This is a genomic window from Paludisphaera rhizosphaerae (genome assembly GCF_011065895.1).
GTDB lineage: Bacteria > Planctomycetota > Planctomycetia > Isosphaerales > Isosphaeraceae > Paludisphaera > Paludisphaera rhizosphaerae.
On the sequence record NZ_JAALCR010000003.1, the window covers coordinates 121,504 to 141,885 of the forward strand.

Genomic DNA, 20,382 nt, shown 5'->3' on the forward strand with positions numbered 1-20,382 from the left:
ACCTGGACGTCTCACTTGGCCTTTGCCACCGAATTCATCGCAGGAACGCGTTTGACGTGGACCTCATCGCCGTCCTCAACGCTCTCGCCTTCGATCGAACGATTGGTGGAGTGGACGCTGAACTCGTTGTCGCTGATCCGGGTCAGGACGTCCGTCGAATGCGCCGAGCTGCCGTCGGAGAGAATGTTCGTCGTCTGGCCGACGAGTCGATTGTCTTCCGCCGTGAAGACAGACGCGGCGAACCCACCTTCCGAGTCGAACAGCCACGATCGGATTTCGCCCGACGCCGGGTCAAACCCGATCAGTTGCATCCCGGTCGTGACGGAGGAATCCTTCTCGTCCTTGGACGTGATTCGAAACGTGCGCTTGATGAAGTTCTTGTTCTTCGTCCAAACGACCGTCGATTCGCTGGTCCTCTTGGGCGACTCCACGACCCAATCGCCGATCATCCATTCAAGAACCTGGAGTTGTGGATAGTTGGACGCCACGGCGACCTGCAACTCGCGGACGCTGGCGATCATCCACTTGCCGTCCTGCAAGACGAGCGTCGCGGTGTAACAGTTCGGCCCTGGGCGTCCGGCCGGAGGCGGGGAGATCGCCGCGATTCCGTCCTGGATCGCGATCGTTGGAGTCACCTGACGGCTGGACACGTTCTGAAGGTCCAGCTTCCAGTCGGGATGCTCCGTGAACACTGCTCCGTACGCTTGCTGAACCGCATCGCGTCCGTGGACGTCCATGCCGGTGTCGTCTCGGTAGTCCGCGTTCTCCACCCAGAGAGCGGCAAGCGCTTTGGCGTCCTTGGCGTTGTAGGCGTTGACGAACGCGGTCCCGGTTTCACCGAGCGCCTTAAGATTGCCGTCCTCGGCTTGAACAAGTCGCGATCCGAGCAAAGAAACGCCGCACGCGAGCATGATCGTCAACTGTCGCATCAGCTGCTCCTTCCAGTGGTCGTTCCTTGATCTGCGGGCCCCTTTTGACGACTGACGGAACTGAAAAATGCACCCGGCTCATTCGAGCCGACTGCGGACCTGGGGTTTCCGGGATTCCGCCCCCGCCCCGTGGTATTCCAACAAGGGGCAAAGCGGCGTCGTCGCTGCGACGAACTCGTCGAAAGACATGATCCCGACCGTAGTCCGACGGGATGAACATCCACGTACCGGCACACGGACAATTCAAACGCGCTTTGACACATCGATCATACACTTCAACACATCGACCACATCGACATATCTCATGGCCGACAATCTCCCTGAGCTTTCCAGGGGAATGGAATATCGATTGGCGTCGACGGTGCGAAAACAAGATGCGTGCAACAACGCCGGCGTCCGGCTCGGTCCGCCGAAGCTTCGGCGTTAGCCGGTCTCGCGCGAACACATGTTACGATCGACTACCGGACTGGTCGTTGAGACCTCACTCCGGCCGTCGAACGCATGGCGTACGTCACCAACACCAGCTAGGCGATTGACAGAACGCTCCTGGCTTGCCCGTCATCACTCTCGCTCCCCCGCACTCCGGCTCGAGGAATCTCGTTCTGGCGACCCCCCTCACGGCGGCAGACGGCCGAAAGGGCCAAGAGGTGATCACGCTTCGAAAACCGTCGGGGGAAGAAGTCGGTCGAAAACGAAACCAGCATCGGATATGGTCGCGGGCATTCGCAATGCATTTTCGGCAAAAACCGACGTCGTCCTTCAAAGCCCAGTTGGGACGATGTACAACGCTGACAAGGGCGCCTCTTGCGGCGCGGCTTGATCCAGCCCCCAAGACTTTGCAAATCTGAGTGTCGCATCTTGGCTCTGAACGAAATCAGCTGTTTCATCGGTCGCCACGGCCAAACCGTCCATCGGGACGATGCTCAAACAAAAATCGATCGCACTGAGGAATCGCGCCATGAGATTCCAGGAGTTCGACGACTTCGAGGCCTATGCCGCGGCCGTCCGTCACGCGGATGTGTACATGATGTGCGATCGTCTTGAAATACCCCAGTGGCAGCTCACAAACTGGGATTTCACGGGGATTTCACTCCAACTGGGCCGTGAGGGGGGTGGGAACCTCTGTGAGGGGGCTCGCCGCCTGGGAGGGCGCATCCTCTATCTGCCGTTGACGCGTGTGGAATTCAGCTCCGTCAACGGCGAGCGGCTCGACGACGAGTCGCTCGTGGTGATCGATCCCGGAAGCGAGTTCTGCATCACGGGACGACGTCGGGCGCATGACTGGACTTCCATCTTCATTCCATGGGCGGCGGAACATCCATCGCCCTCCGCACAGACTCTCGGAGTCGCCGGCTGCCGTGTCGTACGCCCGGGGAGCGATCCTCGCCGTCGACTCGTCGATCTCATCAGCTGCATCGCCTCGATGTCTCCGTCTCCAGACGTGCTGCCGGAACCAGCCCGCCGCGCAGCCTCGCTCGAGCTTCTCGAAGCAGCTCTCGCCTGTATCGCGACCGAAGAATCTCCCACCCCTCCGGAAATCGGCCGACCTCGCTTACGGCGACACGAGATCATCCGCCGATGTCTGGAATTCATTGAGGATCAAGGACCCGGTCCTATCCGGGTGGCCGCGCTCGCCGATGCAGCGAGCGTCTCCGATCGAACCGTTCGAGCGGCCTTCCACGATTACTTCGGCCTCAGTCCCATCAAGTACCTGCAGATGCGCATGCTTCATCGGGTTCGCCAAACTCTGCGCCGCGCGTCTGCGGACAGCACGACGGTGACCAAGGTTCTCGCCGACCATGGCATCTGGGAATTCGGTCGCTTCGCCTGCCGATACCGTGAGCAATTCGGAGAATCCCCCTCGGAGACCCTCAGGCGGCCTCCCCATTGACTCCATGAAAACGGCGCCTGATCGTCGGCCCGGGCAGACTCGTTCCTGGCTCTCCCAGCGTATTCCGGCTGAATGAGGATGCCTCGAAGGGGAACGCGGCGAGCCAGGCATGGCTCGAACCGACGCCTACTTACGCCCAGGTTCCTCGCGCCGAAATCCACCGCGTTGCAGCGAGACGCGCCCCCTTTGACAGGGGCTCGATGGATCGCTTTAATACATGCACGTGGCAGTGAATGCTGCCCTCCTTTTATGGTATCGAGCGCCGACGCGGTCGTCGGGCTCGACCTATGAGGGGTTCCGCCTGCTCGCATACCGACCGGCGGCGTCGTGCACGCCCCGTCGACCCCCTTCCTCGCCTGTCGCTCCTCCTCGACTCAGGCGACCGATCATTAAAAGGGATTTACAATGAGCGCCCTGGCTCAGGATCCGTCGTTTCGTCGTCCGACTCGTCGTCCTCGGCATGCAACGCACAGGCGGCCGCGATTCGACGCCCTAGAGGACCGTCGGCTCCTGACGCTTTCCGTGCTGAGCGTGAGAATCATGGCCGACTCGATCGCCACCGACGGCGGCCCTGCCGCGACCATCGGGACCGTTAGCCGTGGCGTTCCTACGAGCCAGGCGTTGACCGTTTCCCTGACGAGTTCTACCCCGAGCGCGGTCTCTGTGCCGGCTTCGGTCGTGATCCCGGCGGGCCAGACTTCGGCCAACTTCGTCGTGGACGCCACGCCCGGCAACTCGACGATCGGAGATCAGCTCGTCACGATCACGGCTAAGGCAGAGATTGGCGACCCTCTCAGCAAGGATTCTTCTTTTTCTACCCGGGCCCTCTCTTTCAATGGAGCCGCGGCGACCACGCAATGGGACGGCAAGATCATCGCGGCGGGGTCGGTGTACACGACATCCTCCAATTTCGCCGTCCAGCGGTTCAATGCGGACGGTTCTCCCGACGCGACGTTCAACAACGGCTTGGCCGCCGTCCTCGGGATGACAGGACGGTCCATGGTGGGCAAGGCCGTCGCCGTCCAGGCCGACGGCAAGATCCTCGTCGGCGGCTACTTCCAGGACCAGGGCTCCTCGACCTGGAACATGCAACTCGCCCGGCTCACCGCCGACGGCCGGCTCGACTCCTCGTTCGGGACCGGCGGCTGGGTGACCCTCATCCCCACGTCGGGCTTCTATAACGAGATCTGGGACCTGGCCGTGCTCTCGGACGGGAAAATCCTGATCGGCGGCTCCATCTACAACTCCAGCACTTCCAACGACTTCGCCGTCGTACGGCTGAACTCAATCGGGTCGCTCGATTCGACCTTCGGGAGTGGCGGCTACGCCACGACCAGCTTCTCGAACGGCAGCGATCGAGGCTACAAGCTGGCGGTGCAGCCCGACGGCAAAATCCTCCTGGCGGGGTCGAGCTTCGGCGGCAACGCCAGCTCCACATTCGCCGTCGCCCGCTGGACGTCCGACGGCCGGCTCGACTCCGCGTTCGGCTCGGGCGGCAAGCTCGCGACCGACGTCCCGGGGAACTACGACGAGGCGAGGGGCGTCGCCGTCCAGCCCGACGGGAAAATCTTGGTGGCCGGCTCTTCCAGCAACGGGATGACCATGGTCCGCTACTCGGCGGCCGGAACCCTGGATGCCTCCTTCGGGACTGGCGGGATCGTCACAAAGAGCTCCGCGACATCCACCACCTCTATGGTGGCCCAGAGCGATGTGGGCATCGTCGTCGGCGGCTCCAACCTGTCCCGGTTCAGCGAGAACGGTGACGAGCTCGCCTCGGTGGCCACGAGCCTCGTCGACGCGATCGTCACTCAGGGAGGCAGGAAGATCGTCGCCCTCAGCCACTCTTCATCTACGAGCTACTTGGACGGCTACATCGCCTCGTTCCCCGCCGTCGCCAGCGACACGGTGATCGTGACCAGCTCGCCGGCTCTGAAGGCTGTCGGCGACACTTACACTGCGCAGAAGGCGACTCAGCTGACCGTTGCCGCCCCAGGCGTCCTGGCCAATGACGAGAACTCGGCCGGAGGGACGCTGACGGCCGTGATGGTCACCGGCGCGAAATATGGCAGCGCCGGCCTGGGTGTAAACGGCTATATCATGTACAGGCCGAAAGGGGCCTTCCTAGGCCAAGATAGCTTCACCTACAGGGTGTCGAACGGAACGTCGACCTCGAACGTGGCGACCGTCACCCTAAACGTCGTGGGCGCGAACGACGCCCCGACGGCCGGTGCCGAGTCCTACGAACTGGTCGTGTCCGGCCAGACCAAGGAGCTCCAAGTCCAGTCGCCCGGCGTCCTCTCCAACGACGGCGACCCGAACAGCCAGGCCATCGCAGCCGTCCTCGATTCGGCCCCGGCGTCGGGCAAGGTCGTCCTGAACTCGGACGGCTCGTTCGTCTACACGCCGAACGCCGGATTCTACGGCGTCGACCGCTTCACCTATCGGGCCAGCGACGGCGAGCTAACCAGCCCCCCGACGACAGTCACTATCTCCGTCTACGGCCAACCCACGGCCGTGGCGGATACCTATTCAGTCATCCAGGACACCGTCTTGAGCGTGCCTGCGCCCGGCGTCGTGGCGAACGACGTGTCGCCGGCCGGGCTCCCGCTCCGAGCCGTCATCTCCGTCGGCCCGAAGTCCGGATTGATTAATCTGAACGACGACGGCTCGTTCACGTACACGCCCCAGGCCGGCTTTGTCGGCCAGGACACGTTCAAGTACTACGTGACCGACGGCAAGCTCTTAAGCGCGACGGCGACGAGCACGATCAACGTGACGTTTCTCAACAAGCCGCCGGTCGCCGGCGACGACGCCTACAACTACCGGCCGGGGACGCCGCTCCTCGTGGGCGCTCCGGGGGTCCTTGCCAACGACCAGGATCCGAACGGCCAGGCGATCACCGCGGCCCTGGTGACGCCGCCTGCGCACGGGTCCTTGACTCTGAACTCGGACGGTTCGTTCACCTACACCCCGGCGGCCGGGTGGTCCGGCGCGGACGCCTTCACGTACAAGGTGGGCGACGGCGAGCTCCAGTCCGCGGCCGCCACCGTGCAATTGCTCGTCGCCAGCCCGTCCGTCGCGCTCTGGACCCAGCGCGGCGGCGACGCGGGGCACTCGGGCTACATCGACGCCCGGCTGGACGCCTCGGGCATCACGGCCGCCTGGTTCCAACCGCTGACCTACGTTGTCAACGGATTCGCCGGCAACCAGGAGATCGCGATCGACGGCGCTCGGGTCTACGTGACCTCGCTGGACATCAACAAGTATAACAACTATCACATCATGGCGTTCGATCGGCCGACCGGGGCCCTCGTTTGGGACCAGATCATCGTCGGCAACGGCCCCGTCAGCGCGCCCACGGTGGTCGACGGCAAGGTCTACGTTAATCGCTCTGGGCACTCGGGGATCTCGGGCGGCACCGACAACGACAAGCCCTGGCTGTACGTGCTCGACGCCGGCACCGGCGCGGTCCTGCAGCGGCAGACGTACTCGGCCCAGTGGGACTCAGACGAACGCCCGGTAATCGAGGGCGGCCAGATCATCGCCCCGGACGGCTACTACGGCGGCTTCAGCGCCTGGTCGACGTCGACCATGACGCGCCAGTGGAATAACACGGGGCCGCAGCTCGAAGACCCGCTGGCCGCGTTGGACGCCAAGTACGTCTACGCCTACGACGACCAGTTCTACCTGCGATCGACGGGCGCCTATCAGGGTAAGATCGCCCCGCCGACCGGGATGGGCTGGATCGGCTCCCCGGTCGTCTCCGACTCGGGACGGCTCCTGTTCAACGTGCGCGATTCCGAGAACTATGCGACGAAGTTCGGGATCTCGTCGTACGACGCCCAGACGCGGACCCCACGCTGGACCGTCACGCTGCCGGCGAGCCCGGCCGGCAAGGCGGTGGGCGGCGGCGTGGTCGTCGTCACCGCGGGGAAACAGGTATTCTTCTTCGATGAGTCGACCGGCACGCAGCTCGGCGTCTGGAACGCTCCCGATAACTTGAACTCCCAGATCGTCCTGACCCGCAACTACGCCTTCGTCGAAGCGACGAACTCCACCTCCTCGCACGTCTACGCGATCAACCTCGCGACCGGGAAGTCCGACTGGACCTACGAGAACCGGACCAGGGGTTATCGGCTGGGCACGACCATGGAGATGGCCATCGGCGGCGGTCGTCTGGTTCTCCGCAACGACGCCTTCCTGGCGGCCTTCCTCCTACCCGATGCTCCCCCGACAACGGCGACGTACGCGGGTTCGGACGCGACGACCAGGGGGACTTGGGCTTCGGCCTACGGCGCCGGCGGTTACGCGCTGGCGGGCTCGGCCGACACGCTGGGCTCCGCGTTCGGCCTCGGCCTCGGCGGCGTGCCGACATACACATGGCAGGCCGGCAGCTCCGACCCACGCGGACTGGAGCAACCCCAGGCCTCGGGACGCATCCTGGCCGGCTGGTACAAGGACGCGTTCACCGTGGCCGTCGACGCCGGTACGACTCCCCAGAAGGTCTCGCTCTACTTCGTCGACGCCGACGGCGGCGGACGCTCCCAGCGCGTCGAGGTCCTTGACGCCGCCACCGGAGCCGTGCTCGACACCCGAGTCGTCTCCGACTTCGGGGGCGGGGTCTACCTGACCTGGACCCTCTCGGGCGAGGCGAAGTTCCGCATCACCCGGCTTGGGGGTCCCAACGCCGTCCTCAGCGGCGTGTTCGTCGGCGGCGGCTTCGACGACGGCGGACACCAGGAGTCCGCGACGGCTTCGTACGAGGGGTCCGACGCGACGACCCAGGGGGCCTGGGACTCGGCTTACGGCGCCGGCGGCTACGCCCTGGCGGGCTCGGCCGACACGCTGGGCGCGGCGTTCAGCTCGGGCGATACGGCGGCCTACACCTGGCAGGCCGGCGGCTACGACCCCCGCGGACTGGCCGACCCGCTGGCCCAGGGACGCCTCCTGGCCGCCTGGTACAAGGATACGTTCAGCGTCTCACTCGACGCCGGCGCGACGGCCAAACGGGTCTCGCTCTACTTCGTGGATGCGGACGGCGGCGGACGCTCGCAGCGGGTTGAAGTTCTCGACGCCGCGACCGGCGCGGTGCTCGACGACCGCACGGTCTCCGACTTCTCCGGCGGGGTCTACCTGACCTGGACGCTCTCGGGCAAGGTGTCGTTCCGGATCACCCGCATCGGCGGCCCCAACGCCGTCCTCAGCGGCGTCTTCGTCGACGGCGCCCAGGTATCCGTCCCGACGGCGGCCTACAAGGGCTCCGACGCGACGACCCGGGGCGACTGGGCGTCGGCCTACGGCGCCGGCGGATACGCCATGGCCGCCTCGGGCAACACCCTTGGCGCTTCGGCCGGCTTCGGCGTCGCCGCCTCGACCTACACCTGGCAGGCGGGCTCGGCCGACCCCCGAGGACTGGCCGACCCGCTGGCCTCGGGGCGCCTCCTGGCCGCCTGGTACAAGGACGCGTTCACCGTCACGCTCGACGCCGGATCGGCTCCGAAGCAGGCGTCGCTCTACTTCCTCGACGCCGACGGCGGCGGACGCTCCCAACGCGTCGAGGTCCTGGACGCGACGACCGGGGCCGTCCTCGACGCCCGCGACGTCTCCGACTTCTCCGGCGGCGTCTACCTGACGTGGACGCTCTCGGGAAAGGTGTCGTTCCGCATCACCCGCATCGGCGGTCCCAACGCCGTACTCAGCGGACTCTTCATCGACTGAGGACGCAACAGATCAACCGGGGTCCAGGGAACAGTCCACACGAATCCGCGGGGGGGATCGAGGCCGACTCGATCCCCCTTACGGCTCCCGAGTCCTTGGGGGCGATTGGGGGAGACGAGACCCCAGCCACGACTTCGGAGTCCACCGCATCGGAACGACCCGGCCGCGCGACGGCCGGGCGACTTCACGCGAAGACGGGCTTCACGACGTTCCCGTGGACGTCGGTGAGGCGGTAGTCGCGGCCGGAGTAGCGGTAGGTGAGCTTGGTGTGGTCCAGGCCCATCAGGGCCAGGATGGTGGCGTGGAAGTCGTGGACGTGGACCGGGTTCTCGGCCGGGGCGTTGCCGTACTCGTCGGAGACGCCGTAGCTCAGCCCCCCCTTCGTACCGCCGCCGATGAGGAAGCAGGTGAAGCAACGGCTGTGGTGGCCGCGACCGCGCGGGGTCAGGTCCTGCCAGGGCGTGCGGCCGAATTCCGAGCAGCCGACGATCAGGGTCTCGTCGAGCAGGCCGCGGGACTTCAGGTCGGTGATCAGCGCAGCGATGGGCTGGTCGACGTTTCGCGCCAGGCCGACGTGGTCGTCGATGTTGTTGTGGCTGTCCCAGTTCGTATTCGAGCCGACGTCGAACAGTTCGACGACCCGCACGCCCCGCTCGATCAGACGGCGGGCGGTCAGGCACTGGGCGGCGAACGAGGCCGGAGCGTTGGGCGATGCGCCGTAGAGGTCGAGCGTGGGGCGGCTCTCGCGGGAGAGGTCGAACGCTTCGGGGGCCTCGCGCATCAGGCCGTAGGCGGTCTCGAACGTGGCCATCCGGGAGGCCAGCAACTCGTCGCCGTCGCGGGACGAGAGGTGGGCGTCGTTCAGGTCGTGGAGCATCCGCGCCTCCAGGTCGCGGAGCGGAACCGACGTTACGGGGCTCTTCACATCCGGGAGCGGGTCGGGACCGGGGATCACCCGCACCCCCTTGTGGTAGCCGGGCAGGAAGTTCGCGTCCCAGACCTGGAAGCCGTTGTACGGCTCCTTGGCGGCGAGCACCACGAACGACGGCAGGTTCGTATTCAGCGTCCCGAGTCCGTAGCTGATCCACGATCCGAGGCTCGGCAACGGGATCGTGACCGACCCGGTGTGCATGCCCAGGGTCGCGGCCGAATGGCCGGCCGAGTCGCCGTGTACGGTGTGCAGAAAGCAGATCTCGTCGACCAGGCCGCCAACGTGCTCGAAGAGATTGCTGACCAACTTGCCAGACTCGCCCCGGGGGCGGAACGAGTAAGGAGAGGCGAGGACCTTCCTGCCGTTGACCCTTTTATCGTGATCGCGCTGGAGGTTCGGCTTGTAGTCGAAGGTGTCCAGGTGGGAGAGCCCGCCGGTCATGAAGAAGACGATCAGGTGCTTCGCCTTCGCCGGAAAGTGGCCCGGCCGGGGCGCCAGGGGGCTTGCCCCACTCGCCGCCGCGGCGATCGAAAGCTGCCTGTGAAGACCCAGCCCGCCGGCCGCGGCGAGGGCCGATCCCCGGCGGAGCAACGTGCGGCGATTGAGAGGTTGATCGGTCATGGCTCGGTCCCCAGATATGATCGATCAATCGACGTAGAGGAACTCGTTCGAAGCCAGCATCGCCCGGGCCAGGCCGGCCCAGGCCTCGCCCTGGAGCCGATCGGCGGGGAGGCCTTCGGCGGCGAGGCTGCGGCCGTACTCGCGCAGGAAGGCGTCGGCCCGGGCGCGTTCGGCGTCTGTCGGCGGCCGTCCATACGCACGGAGATAGGCCGTCTGGATGCGCGACGAGTCGTCGGAATCGGACTCCAGCAGCCTCCCGGCGAACTTCCGGGCCTGCTCGTGGACGAACGGGTTGTTCACCATGAAGAGGGCCTGGATCGCCACCGTGGAGGCGTCCCGCACGGCCGTCGTGGCGCTCGCGTCGGGACCGTTGAACAGGGCGAGATAGGGGTGCGGGTGCAGCCGCTGGACCATCAGGTAGATGCTTCGGTGGTCGGACGGGTAGACCGCCTTGAATTGGTGGTGAGCGGTGAAGCCCCACGACTCCTCGGGAGGGAACGGGTGCGAGCCCGGGCGATCGAGTCGGAGATCGCCGCCCAGCGCGAGCAGGCTGTCCCGGAGGGCCTCGGCGTCCAGGGGGCGGCGGTCGAACCGCCAGTACCAGGCGTTGCCGGTGTCCTTCGCCGCGTTCGCGGGGTCGTTCCGAGAGGCGAGCTGGTACGTTTCCGACAGCATGATCCGCCGGTGCATCGCCTTGATCGACCAGCCGGACGCCACGAAGTCGGCGGCGAGCCATTCGAGCAGGTCGGGGTGGGTCGGCGGCGTGCCTCGGAGGCCGAAGTCCGACGGCGTCGGCACGATCGCCTTGCCGAAGTGGTGCTGCCAGATCCGGTTGGCCATCACCCGGGCGACCAGCGGCTGGGGCCGCCCCTCGGTCAGCCAGCGCGCCAGAGCGAGCCGGCCGCTTCCGCTCGACGGCAGCTCGATCGAGCCCGACGGCTCGAGGATCTTCGGGACTCCCCGGGGGATCACGGCGTCGAGCCGGTTCGGGTCGCCGCCGATCTGCAACTTCACGACGGTCGGCTCGCCGTCGCGGACGGCGTACGCTCGTGGAGCCAAGGCGACGGCTCCGTCCGCGACCAGGTTCGTGATCTGGCTCTGAACTTGCCGGGTCTTCGCGGCCTTCCGGCGGGCGGCTGCGTACTCGGCCCGCGCCTCCTCCAATTCCTTGACCGCGGCGGCCTTGTCGGCGGGGCCGGCGACGTCGGCGACAAACGCCGCCACGGCCGCCGTGAACCCCCGGTCATCCACCACGTTCCCCTCTTCGGCCTGGGCGCGTTTCGCCTTGCGGGTGAGACTCGCGAGGGCCGCGTCGTAGCGCGCCTGGTACGCGCCGATCTCCTGGGGCGGGACCAACGGGGCGAACTCGCTCGGCCTGTGATCTTCCTCGGCGCCGGCGAACGGGAACTTGGTGGCCGCGAAGAAGCCGTAGAGCGCGTAATAGTCCTTCGACGTGATCGGGTCGAACTTGTGGTCGTGACAGCGGGCGCATCGGAGCGAGAGCCCGAGCACCACCTGGCCCGTCGTGTTCAGGACGTCCTCGATGATCTGGTGCCCGTCCTCGAGCTTCCGTGTGCCGAACCGCTTCGCCTGCGCGAGGAACCCGGTGGCGATCACGCGCCGCGCGTAGTCCTCTGACGGGCCGTCCTGTGCCAGCACGTCGCCGGCGATTTGCTCGTGAAGGAAGCGGTCGTACGGAACGTCGGCGTTGAACGCGTCGATCACGTAGTTCCGGTACAGGTACGCCTCGGGGATGGGATAGTCCGAGTTGTCCCCGGCCGTGTCCGCATAGCGCGCCAGGTCCAGCCAGCCGCGCGCCCAGCGCTCGCCGTACTGAGGCGAGGCGAGCAGCTCGTCGAGCAGCTTCTCATAGGCGTCGGGGCGGTCGTCGGCGGCGAACGCCTCAACCCGCGCGGGATCGGGAGGGAGGCCGATCAGGTCGACCGTCGCTCGCCGGATCAGGGTGCGACGATCGGCCCGCTCCACGGGATGGAGGCCGTGAGGCCGTCGCGCCTCGGCGATCAGGCGGTCGATCGGCGATGCGGCCCATCCGGTCGGGTCTTCGCGGAGAGAGACTTGCCGAAGCGGCTCGAAGGCCCAGTGCGCGTCGCCCTCGATCGGGCGGGACGCCACCGACGCCGGCCACGGCGAGCCCGCGGCGATCCAGGCCGCGAGGTCGTCCTGCGCGGCCTTCGGCAGCGGCTTCGACGGGGGCATCTTGAGGTCGTCGTCGGTGTGGCTGATCGCCCGGCCGAGCAACCCCGCCGCCGGATCGCCCGCGACGATCGCCGGGCCGTTCTCGCCCCCCTTCAGGAGCGCCTCGCGCGAATCGACGCGCAGACCGCCGCTCTGCTTGGTCTCTCCGTGACACTTGACACAGTGATTCGCGAGCACCGGCCGGACGCGCAGCTCGAAGAAGTTCTCCGACGCCGCGTCGGGCGTCTCGCCGCGAACCGAAGCCGACGCCGGCATGAGGACCGACGACAACGCGAGGCCGATGACCATCCGCCGCTTCATGCCGCGTCCCTCCGCGTCCATAACAAGCAGGGAACCGCTGTTTAATAATATTCGAACAAGCATACCTTCGGCCGGGCTTCGCCGAAAGCCTAAGCCTGAAATTGTGCCGCATGACGCGCGTCGGCAGACCGCTCGCGATCGACAACCGCCAACTCTCCCCCCGGAGGCGCGGCTCGCTGCGATCCGGCCGAGGCCGACGGCGATGATGAACCGATCCGGCCTTGATAGAACGGATTCAGTCCTTAAATGTCAAACTGAGAGGTTTGGGCGCTGCGGATCACTCCAGGCGGCCCCCCTTTGACAGGAGCGCATTGGTTCGCTCTAATACATGCACGTGGCAGTGAATGCTGCCCACCCCTTATGGTATCGAGCACCGACTCCGACGTTGGCCTCGACCGCTGGGATTTACGCCTGCTCGCACGTCGACCGGTGGCGTCGTGCCTTCCCGTCGACCTCCTTCCTCGCCTCCTCCTCGACCCAGGCGTTCCGATCATTAAAAAGGATTTATAATGGGCATCCTGGCTCAGGATCCGTCGTTTCGTCGTCCGGCTCGTGGTTCTCGGCATGCAGCGCGAAGGCGTCCTCGTTTTGACGTGCTGGAGGACCGTCGGCTCCTCGCGAATCCCGGGCTGTCGATCAACATCGTGGCCGACTCGGTCGCCGCCAACGCCGGCCCCGGGGCGACCACCGGGACCGTTACCCGCACCTCGGCCGATAACAGCCAGGCGTTGACGGTCTCCCTGACCAGTTCGGCTCCGAACGCAGCCTCCGTTCCCGCCACGGTTGTCATCCAAGCCGGCAAGACGTCGGCCAGCTTCACCGTCGACACCACGCTCGACGATTTAACTCCCGTGGACCGGGTCGTCAGGATCACCGCTTCGGCGACGATTGATGCTTTCCTCAGCAAGGACACATCATTCCATACCGTCGTGGACGTCGGCGGGTGGGTGGTAACGACCCAGGCCGACGGCAAGATCGTCACAGCTCGTGCGTATGCGATGGAAAACAGCGACTACGGCTATTCCGTTCGACGTTACAACTCAGACGGCACGTTAGACTCAACATTCCATGAGGGAGGTATCGCAAACGTCGGATTGTCCGCGCGTAACTCCGTGCTCGAGGCAGTGGCGGTGCAGCCTGATGGAAAGATCGTCGTCGCTGGTTTCTTCACGGCACGTTATGGCGCGCGATGGAGCATGCAGCTCGTCCGCCTCACGGCGGACGGCCAACTCGACGACTCATTCGGGACGCAAGGTTGGGTGACGCTCGCCCCCACCTCGGGCTCCTACAACGAGATCTATGACATAACCGTACTGCCAGACGGGAAGATCCTGTTCGGCGGCTGCATATCGAACGTGGGCAGCGACGAGGATTTCGCCGTCGGACGCCTTAACGAAGACGGGTCGCTCGATACAACCTTTGGAAATGGCGGCTACGCCACGACGAGCTTTTCCGTCGGCAGCGACCTCGGCAGAGCGCTGGTGGTGCAGCCTGACGGGAAGATTCTTCTGGCGGGTTCGAAGGGCGGAGGAACCGGGGACATGACGTTCGCCCTGGCTCGTTGGACAGCGGATGGCCGACTCGACTCCACATTCGGTTCTGCAGGCCGAGTCGAGACAAAGGTCCCAGGCATCTATGGCAGAGTGAACGACATCCTGATCCAGCCCGATGGGAAGATCCTCGTGGCGGGCTACTCGAGCAACGCAGGGATTCCGGGCTACGGGTCGTCATTGGTTCGCTACACGACGAGCGGGACTTTGGACGCCTCGTTCGGCGTGAATGGTTCCGTACGCCTGGATTTCGGGGCTGCCGTGTCCATGGTAGGCCTCGAGGATGGAACGATCGTCATCGGCGGTGAATCAATCTCGTGGTTTGACGCGAACGGAGCCGTTCTCGGTACGATCTCCGATAAACCTGTGAACTCGATGGCCCTCCAGAATGGGGAGCGGATCATCGCCGTCGGCTATGCCCCCGCGACAGGATATTATATTGACGCCTACATCGATTCTCTCCCCCTCGGCGCTCACGACGAAGTGACGGTCATGGGTACACGGACTCCCACTGCGGTCGACGACGTCTACAACATCCAGAAATCGGCGACTCTGGCCATCACGACCCCCGGCGTGCTGGGCAACGACGACAACCCGGCCGGAGGATTGCTGACGGCGGTGCTCGTCGCCGGCCCGAAGCACGGCAGCGTCAGCCTGAATGCGGACGGCTCGTTCGTCTATACGCCCAGCGGGACCTACCTCGGCCCCGACAGTTTCACCTACAAAGCGACGAACGGCACGTCCACGTCGAACGTCGCGACCGTCGCCCTGAGCGTCGTCGGCGCGAACGACGCGCCTACTGCCGGCGTCGACTCCTACGAACTCGTCGTCTCGGGTCAGACGACGCAGCTCCAGGTCCAGTCGCCCGGCGTCCTCGCCAACGACGGCGACGTGAACGGGCAGCCGATCACGGCCGTGCTCGATTCGGCACCGAAGTCGGGCAAGCTCGTCTTGAATTCGAACGGCTCGTTCAGCTATACGCCGAACATCGGCTTCTACGGCGTCGACCACTTCACCTACCGGGCCAGCGACGGAGACCTGAGCAGCGCCCCGACGACCGTGACGATCTCGGTCTATGCACAACCGACGGCGACGGCGGAAGTCTACACCGCTGAGGCGGGCGCATACTTGATCGTGGCGGCCCCTGGCGTTTTGGCCAATGATGTCTCCCCGGCCGGGCTCCCGCTCCGCGCCGTCCTTGCCGTCGGCCCGAAGTCGGGTGGGCTCTCCTTGAAGAGCGACGGCTCCTTCTCGTACAGGCCAAATGCCGGCTTCCTCGGCCGGGACTCGTTCACGTATTACGCGACCGACGGCAAGCTCTCAACCGCGACGACGACCGTCACGATCAACGTCGTCTTCGTCAACAAGCCGCCGGTCGCCGGCGACGACGCGTACAGTTTCCGGCCAGGCTCGACGCTCGTCGTGGCGGCCCCCGGGCTCATCGCCAACGACAAGGATCCCGACGGCCAAGCAATCACCGCGTCCCTCGTGACGCCGCCCGCGCACGGCTCGCTGACCCTCAACGCCAACGGTTCGTTCACCTACACCCCGACGACCGGATGGTCCGGCCCAGACAGCTTCACTTACCGGGCGAACGACGGCGATCTTGGATCTGCGCTCGCGACTGTCAATTTAATCGTCGCTGATACGACCGGCGCCCTCTGGACCCAGCGCGGCGGGAATGCGGGGCACTCGAGCTACGTGGACGCGCGGGTGAACGCTGCCGGAATCACGCTCGCCTGGAATCAGTCGCTGACATACGTCGCCAGCGGGAACTGGGCCCAGTCGGGTAATCAGGCGGTCGCGATCGACGATATGTACGTCTACCGGACCAGCCTCGATGGCTCTGAGTTCGGGGGCGACTATCATATCATCGCCTACGATCTCAAGACCGGGGCCGCGGTTTGGAATCAGGTCATCGTCGGCAACGGCCCTGTCAGCGCCCCGTCGGTCGTCAACGGGAGGGTCTACGTCAATCGTTCTGGGCACTCCAGAAACATCGACGGCACCAAGGATGAAGATCGACCTTGGATTTACGTCCTCGACGCCCGCACCGGCGCGGTCCTGCAACGCGAAACTTACGAAGCCCAGTGGGACTCGGATGAACGCCCCGTGATCGATGGGAACCAGCTCTTCGCCCCGAAGGGCTACTACGGCGGCTTCGGCGCGTGGATGGCTTCGATCATGTCCTCCCTGTGGAGCAACAACGGCCCGCAACTCCAGAGCCCATCGGTGGCGGTAGCCGAACGCTACGTCTATGCCTACGACGACATGGTTTATTCTCGGTCCAACGGGGCCTATCTCGGCGAAATCACTCCGCCGGCGCGTATGAACCGGGTCGGCTCCCCTGTCGTCTCGGGCTCAGGACGAGTCTTGTTCAGCGTGTCAGGGTTCGAAGGTAAAAGCGTTTGGGACGGCGTTTCGTCATACGACGGGCAGACGCGGACGCCGATCTGGACCACACTCCTTCCCTCCTACCGACGTGGACTCGCCGTGGGGAATGGCATCGTGGCGGTCACCTCCAGTGATCAACTCATCCTCCTCGATGAGGAAACCGGCTCACAACGGGGCGTCTGGCAAGCCCCTTCTGGACTGAGCGACCAGATCGTACTCACACACACCCACGCTTTTGTCCAAGCAGGGGGTAATAACTTCACTCGCGTCTATGCGATTAACCTCGCAACCAACCAGGTCGATTGGACCTATGATAACCGGACGGATGGTTATCTCATGGACACGAACATGGAGATGGCCTTTGTCGACGGACGCCTGGTGCTCACCAACGACGCCTTCGTGATGGCGTTCAACGTGCCCGACGCTCCCCCTACAACGGCCACGTACGAGGGCTCGGACGCGACGACGCGAGGGAACTGGGACGCGGCCTACGGGGCCGGCGGCTACGCCATGGCCGCCTCGGCCAATACGCTGGACGCAGCTTTCGACGCGGGCAGTACGCCGGCCTATACATGGCAGGCCGGCGGCTCCGACCCGCGGGGCCTGGAACAGCCCCAGGCCCCGGGACGCATCCTGGCCGCCTGGTACAAGGACGCCTTCACCGTGGCCGTCGACGCCGGGGCGACTCCCCAGAAGGTCTCGCTCTACTTCGTGGACGCCGACGGCGGCGGACGCTCCCAGCGCGTCGAGGTCCTCGACGCCGCCACCGGAGCCGTGCTCGACACCCGCGACGTCTCCGACTTCGGGGGCGGCGTCTACCTGACGTGGATCCTCTCGGGCGAGGCGAAGTTCCGGATCACCCGGACCGGCGGCCCCAACGCCGTGCTCAGCGGCGTCTTCGTCGGCGGCGGCTTCGACGACGGCGGACACCAGGAGTCCGCGACGGCTTCGTATGAGGGGTCGGACGCGACGACCCAGGGGGCCTGGGACTCGGCTTACGGCGCCGGCGGCTACGCCCTGGCGGGCTCGGCCGACACGCTGGGCGCGGCGTTCAGCTCGGGCGATACGGCGGCCTACACCTGGCAGGCCGGCGGCTCCGACCCCCGCGGCCTGGCCGACCCGCTGGCCTCGGGACGCCTCCTGGCCGCCTGGTACAAGGATACGTTCAGCGTCTCACTCGACGCCGGCGCGACGGCCAAACGGGTCTCGCTCTACTTCGTGGATGCGGACGGCGGCGGACGCTCGCAGCGGGTTGAAGTTCTCGACGCCGCGACCGGCGCGGTGCTCGACGACCGCACGGTCTCCGACTTCTCCGGCGGGGTCTACCTGACCTGGACGCTCTCGGGCAAGGTGTCGTTCCGGATCACCCGCATCGGCGGCCCCAACGCCGTCCTCAGCGGCGTCTTCGTCGACGGCGCCCAGGTATCCGTCCCGACGGCGGCCTACAAGGGCTCCGACGCGACGACCCGGGGCGACTGGGCGTCGGCCTACGGCGCCGGCGGATACGCCATGGCCGCCTCGGGCAACACCCTCGGCGCTTCGGCCGGCTTCGGCGTCGACGCCCCGGCCTACACCTGGCAGGCCGGCTCAGCCGACCCCCGCGGCCTGGCCGACCCGCTGGCCTCGGGGCGCCTGCTGGCCGCCTGGTACAAGGACACGTTCACCGTCACGCTCGACGCCGGATCGGCTCCGAAGCAGGCGTCGCTCTACTTCCTCGACGCCGACGGCGGCGGACGCTCCCAACGCGTCGAGGTCCTGGACGCGACGACCGGCGCCGTGCTCGACACCCGCGTCGTCTCCGACTTCTCCGGCGGCGTCTATCTGACGTGGACGCTCTCGGGCAAGGTGTCGTTCCGCATCACCCGCATCGGCGGCCCCAACGCCGTACTCAGCGGACTCTTCATCGACTGAGGACGCGGCGTCCCGCGAACAGTCCGCATCAATCCGAGGGGGGGATCGACGTCGTCCGAATCTCCCCCTTGCGGATCATGCCGGATTTAACGGCGGTCACAGGACGCGATTTCGCGCACAGATCCATGTCCAGACGGTCGGGTTGTAACGATCCCTCGTCGGCCAACCTCCGCGATTTCACTCTCCGAAATCGCGATCGTGGCCCCTGTTTAGTTGTGAGGCTCGCTCTTTGACAATTCGGTGATCGCTCCCGCAACGCGAGAAGACCTGCGGATCGCGACATCCCAAAAATCGCCGAACGAAGCCGCCGCGACCGGGGCGAATTCCGCCCCGAAGCTGAATCCGGGATTACGGTTGCGTCGACGGCTTCGACCAGAAGACTCGGGCGAAGAAAGCCAATCGGACCCGACCATTGGATCCGACCGGCGGTTCGGGTCGGGCTTACTTCTTGCGGCCTTCGGCGACCCAGTCGATGCCCTGGAGGACCAGGCGGCCGAAGTTGGGGTCTCGCAGGGGGTCGTCCTTGCCGGGTCCGAAATCGCGGTGGCCGAAGACGGTGTGGAAGACGCGGCCCTGTCCGTAGTTGCGGGTCCAGGCGACGGGCCAGTCGGTCCCCTCGAAGTTGACGACGGCCAGGGGCTTCACGTCGGGCTCGATCTGAAGGTGGTAGTAGAGTTCGTCCTTGAGCTTGAAGTCGTACATCCCCTTGGTCACGGGGCTGGAGGTGTCGACGATCCTGACGGTGAACTCGCCCTTCTTGGTCTTACCGTCGGGAAGGCCGAAGTGCGAGAAGATGGCGCCCAGCATCGGCTTCCACTCGGGTTCCCAGTCGGCCGCGCCGTTGTCGGCGCCGTGGATCGAGATATAGCCGCCGCCGTCGCGAACGTAGTTGAAGAGAGCCTGCTGCTGGCCCTTGGTCATCTTGAACTCGGGGTCGCGGCGGTCGGAGAGGCCGATGATGAGGTCGTACTTCTGGGCCAGGCCGGGGGTCTCAAGGAGGGCGGCGTCCTCGGTCTGGGTCACCTGGTAGCGGCCGGTGTCCTCCAGCGCCGCGCTCAGGTAGAATGCCTGATCGCGGTAGCCGTGATGTTGGCGCTGGCCGCCCGAGAGGAGCAGCACCTTGGCCCCGTCCGGGTTCTTCTTCTGGGCCATCGCCGGCGTGCTGAAGAGGCCGATGAGCCACAGCGAGGCGCAGCTCCAGGCGATCGCGGACCGAAACATGACGACGCTCCTTGGCGGTGGGTGATCGAATCGAGCGAGATCCAGGGCCAGGGCCAGCGTATTCGCATCCCGGGGACGTCGCAAGCGCCCGAGCCCCAACAGCCGAGAGAACACGAGGCCGAAGACATGAAACCCGTTCGCATCGCCGCCTCCCTGGCCGCCGTCGCCGTGGCCCTCACCGCCGCCCAGGATCCCAAGACCCAGACCATCGAGGCGCGGGGCCTCAAGATCCAGGCCCCCACGACCTGGAAGAAGGTCACCCCCGCCAGCCCGATGCGCGCCGCGCAGATTCGGGTGGAGCCCGTCGACGGCGACTCCTACCCGGCCGACCTGGTCGTCTTCGTCTTCCCGGGCGGGGGCGGCGGGGTCGAGCAGAACCTGGAGCGCTGGCGGAAGCTGTTCAAGGACGCCAACGGCGAGGCCCCCAAGATCGAGACCAAGAAGATCGCGGCCAAGGGGGGCGAGGTCACCCGCGCGGAGACCTCCGGCAACTACCAGCCAAGCAGCGGCCCCGGCTTCCCCGCCGAGCCCGCCCGCGCCAACGCCCGACTGCTGGGTGCGATCCTCCTGACGGACGACGCCGGCTACTTCATCCGAATGGTCGGCCCGGACAAGACCATGAAGGAACTGGCCCCGCAGTTCGACGAGATGATCAAGTCGCTCGAACTGGGCAAGTAAGACCGAGCGGAGGGCCGAATC

The 20,382-nt window shown here is 66.0% G+C and carries 8 protein-coding genes; 4 read left to right on the forward strand and 4 right to left on the reverse strand.

The annotated features are described in order from the left end of the window. Nucleotides 1–11: 11 nt before the first annotated feature. Nucleotides 12–929 (reverse strand): SgcJ/EcaC family oxidoreductase, encoded by a 918-nt coding sequence (locus G5C50_RS05140; protein ID WP_165065978.1) that lies wholly within the window; start codon nucleotides 927–929, stop codon nucleotides 12–14. A gap of 958 nt (nucleotides 930–1,887) precedes the next feature. On the opposite strand from G5C50_RS05140, the gene G5C50_RS05145 reads away from it, so the two are divergent. Then, nucleotides 1,888–2,820, forward strand: coding sequence for an AraC family transcriptional regulator (locus tag G5C50_RS05145; protein ID WP_165065981.1), 933 nt, complete (start codon nucleotides 1,888–1,890; stop codon nucleotides 2,818–2,820). A 540-nt stretch (nucleotides 2,821–3,360) separates the two neighbouring features. Then, nucleotides 3,361–8,538, forward strand: a complete 5,178-nt coding sequence (locus G5C50_RS05150; protein ID WP_165065984.1) for an Ig-like domain-containing protein — start codon at nucleotides 3,361–3,363, stop codon at nucleotides 8,536–8,538. A gap of 184 nt (nucleotides 8,539–8,722) precedes the next feature. Here G5C50_RS05150 and G5C50_RS05155 read toward each other — a convergent pair whose 3' ends face one another. Together G5C50_RS05155 and G5C50_RS05160 are read right to left on the reverse strand one after the other, a co-directional pair. Further along, nucleotides 8,723–10,090 carry a DUF1501 domain-containing protein gene (locus G5C50_RS05155; RefSeq protein ID WP_165065987.1) on the reverse strand — a complete coding sequence of 456 codons (1,368 nt, stop codon included), beginning with the start codon at nucleotides 10,088–10,090 and terminating at the stop codon, nucleotides 8,723–8,725. 24 nt (nucleotides 10,091–10,114) lie between these two features. Beyond that, entirely contained in the window at nucleotides 10,115–12,607 is a 2,493-nt protein-coding gene (locus G5C50_RS05160; RefSeq protein WP_165065990.1) for a PSD1 and planctomycete cytochrome C domain-containing protein, read from the reverse strand. 593 nt (nucleotides 12,608–13,200) lie between these two features. Between G5C50_RS05160 and G5C50_RS05165 the strand changes: the two genes are divergently transcribed. Beyond that, nucleotides 13,201–18,462, forward strand: coding sequence for an Ig-like domain-containing protein (locus G5C50_RS05165; protein ID WP_165065993.1), 5,262 nt, complete (start codon nucleotides 13,201–13,203; stop codon nucleotides 18,460–18,462). A 441-nt stretch (nucleotides 18,463–18,903) separates the two neighbouring features. Here G5C50_RS05165 and G5C50_RS05170 read toward each other — a convergent pair whose 3' ends face one another. After that, nucleotides 18,904–19,683, reverse strand: a complete 780-nt coding sequence (locus G5C50_RS05170) for a ThuA domain-containing protein (RefSeq protein WP_165065996.1) — start codon at nucleotides 19,681–19,683, stop codon at nucleotides 18,904–18,906. A 126-nt stretch (nucleotides 19,684–19,809) separates the two neighbouring features. Here G5C50_RS05170 and G5C50_RS05175 point away from each other — a divergent pair, with 126 nt between their 5' ends. Further along, the gene (locus G5C50_RS05175) at nucleotides 19,810–20,361 is read left to right on the forward strand and encodes a hypothetical protein (protein ID WP_165065999.1); all 552 of its coding nucleotides are present in this window, start codon (nucleotides 19,810–19,812) and stop codon (nucleotides 20,359–20,361) included. Nucleotides 20,362–20,382: the final 21 nt, after the last annotated feature.